The sequence below is a fragment of the Thermoanaerobaculia bacterium genome, from assembly GCA_035717485.1.
GTDB lineage: Bacteria > Acidobacteriota > Thermoanaerobaculia > UBA5066 > DATFVB01 > DATFVB01.
Map to the genome: position 1 here is coordinate 1 of DASTIQ010000306.1, position 2,850 is coordinate 2,850.

At 69.0% G+C, this 2,850-nt stretch carries 2 protein-coding genes; both read left to right on the forward strand.

What is annotated here, in order from left to right; genetic code table 11:
• Positions 1–541 precede the first annotated feature (541 nt).
• Positions 542–2,134 carry a glycosyltransferase family 39 protein gene (locus VFS34_16020; protein HET9795959.1) on the forward strand — a complete coding sequence of 531 codons (1,593 nt, stop codon included), beginning with the start codon at positions 542–544 and terminating at the stop codon, positions 2,132–2,134.
• A 25-nt stretch (positions 2,135–2,159) separates the two neighbouring features.
• A partial coding sequence (locus tag VFS34_16025) for a hypothetical protein (protein ID HET9795960.1) occupies positions 2,160–2,850 on the forward strand: 691 nt, incomplete at its 3' end.

The window sequence follows — 2,850 nt, forward strand, 5'->3', positions numbered from 1 at the left end:
CGGCCAGCTCGCGGTCATCGTGATCGAGGGCACGCTCCGCCGCGACTTCTCGATGCGCGTCAAGGAGCGGATCCTGCAGTTCGGATTCGTGCTGCTGGTCCTCCTGATGGGCATCGTCATTTACAACGACATCCTCAAAGTTTTTTGAGGGCGGGCGCGGAGATACATCGAGCGAATACGGGCGCGTGCCGCCCGCCCCGCCCTCAACGTACGCCTCGGGACGTGTCGGGCGGCCCGCATCCCGCCTCGCTCGCGTCTCTCCGCGGCTCACGGCTTATCCAATTCTCGAACGGATATGTTTCTCGCAACGCATTAGGAAAAGGAGTCGTCGCTCGACGAGTCTCGGTGTATCGGAACGGCTGGCGCCTCGAGCATCCTCTCAAATAGGTCGGAGACGCGCCGTCGCCTCGATTTCCCTTTTTCTCCTTCGTTCCCCGCAGCAGAACTCCGGAAATCGCGGCGGCGATTTCCGGCTCCTCTGTCGGCGCGTTGCGCCCGGAACAACGCAAACACCGGGGATTCGCTCCGCGTAGACCCTTCGGTGAACGCGAACAGATCGGCGATCGTCGGGTACGCGATGATCGCGGCGTTCGCGGTCGTCCGGGTCGCGTCGACCGCTCGCGTCTTCAGCGCGACCTTCGACGAGCCGATGCATCTCGCGTGCGGGCTCGACTGGCTGTACGGACGGCCCTACACCGCGCAGCCGGACAACCCTCCTCTCGCGCGGATCGCCGCGGCGCTTCCGTTCGCGCTCGCCCGCTCGGCGATTCCCGGACCCTCTCTCGACAACGTGAGTCGCGGGAACGCGATTCTCTACGCCGGAGACTACCGGGAGAACGTGGCGCGCGCCCGCGCGGGCAACCTCCTCTTCCTGCTCGCCGGGATCTTCGCGGTCGGCCGGTGGTCGGAGCGGCGATTCGGCCGGGGGGCCGGGCTCGCGTCCGCCGCGCTCTTCGCGTGGCTTCCCGCCGTCCGCGCGCACGCGGGACTCGCGACGACCGACATGGCCGCGACCGCCGCATTCGCGGTCGCCCTCCTGGCGCTGGATCGGTGGCGTGACGATCCGACGCGGGCGCGAGGAGCCGCGCTCGGCGCGAGTGCCGCGGCGGGCACCCTCTCGAAATTCTCGTTCGTTCCCTTCTTCGGGATCGCGGTCGCGGCGGCGATCGTCGCGGATCGGAAACGTCCTTCCTTTCGATTTCTCGTTCTACCGGCGGGGGTCGCGGCGCTGGCGATCTGGGCCGGATATCGGTTCGAAGCCGGAACGCTCGCCGGTGCCGATCCGAGGGCGCCGACCTTCGCGAGCCTCGCGGTTCCCGCTTTCGCCCGCCCCGCGTCGGTGTGGGGCGCGCGACATCTCCCGGTTCCCGCGCCGATGTTCTTCGCCGGCGCCGCGGAGCTCGGGGCCGAGAACGTCCAGGGCCACCCCGGATTTCTCTTCGGGAAGATCCGGGACCACGGCTGCTGGTACTACTTTCCGGCCGCGGTCTTCTTCAAGACGCCGATCCCCTTTCTGTTGCTCGCGGCGGCAGGGGCCGCCGCCGCGATCCGCAAGGGAGGCCGGGCGCGCGAGGCGGCGCTCCTGCCGGTCGCGATGCTCGCGTCGATGCTCCCCGCATCGATCGACATCGGCGTGCGCCACGCGCTTCCGATGTTCGTTCCGCTCTCGGCGATCGCCGGCGCCGGACTCGTCGCGATGGCGAAACGCCCCGACGCGCGCGTCGTCGCGGCGATTCTCGTCGCCTGGATGGCCGTTCGCACCGAGGCCGCGCATCCCGACTACCTTCCCTGGTTCAACGAAGCGGCCGGCGCGCATCCCGAGCGCATCCTCCAGGACAGCAATCTCGACTGGGGTCAGGATTACCTGAGGCTGGCCGAGACGATCGACCGGGAGCACATCCGAAGATGCGCGGTCTTCTTCTCCGGCACCGTTGTCCTCCAGAAACACCTTTCGGACCCCCGCGCCGAGCTTCGTCCGGCCTCTTCCGGCGACCGAAGCCCGGGGTGGTATGCGGTTCCGGAGGGCGTTCTCGCGATGGACGCCGACGCGCGAGACGGCGCTTACGCGTGGCTCGACGATTACGCGTTCCGAAGAATCGGAGCATCGATCCGCCTGTACCACGTGCCGCGCTGAATGCCGCCGCTACAATGCTCCGAGCTTGAGCTTCCCTCTGATCGCCGTCTATGCCGCGACGTCCGGCGCCGCCCTGGCTCTCGTGTCGCGGTTCCTCCGGCGGATCTCGCTGCTCTGGGCGATCGCCCTCGCGCTCCTGCCGCTCGCCGTGACGGGGAAGGCGGTCGTCACCGGCGGGTACTTCGGACCGCTCAATCTCGCGTATGCCGCGTCGCCGCTCGCAGCACAGGGTGGTCCCGCGCTCCACCGCGACTACGGAAACGGGCTCCTGACGGACGTGGCGTTCCAGATGGTCCCCTGGAAGGCCGCGGTTCGCCGAGACCTCCTCGCCGGTCGGGCGCCGCTCTGGAACCCCTTCATCCTCTGCGGCGACGTGCTCGCGGGCGCGGGGCAGTCGGCGCCCTTCCATCCCGCGACGCTGATCGGGCTTCTGCTGCCGCTCGCCGAGGCTCGGACGCTCGAAGCCACGCTCGCCTTGCTGCTCGGCGCGCTCTGCGCGTTCGTTTTCCTGCGCGACCTCGAGCTCGCTCCGGTGTTCGCGTTCTTCGGCGCGTCCGTGTGGATGCTCTCGTTCCACTTCCTGTTCTGGACGGGATGGCCGCAGGCGCAGTCGTTCGCACCGCTCCCGTTGATGGTGGCCGGGGCGCGCCGGATCGCTCGCGGCGAGCGGGGAGGTTTCGGCGCCGCGTCGGCCGCTCTCTTCCTCGCGCTCGTCG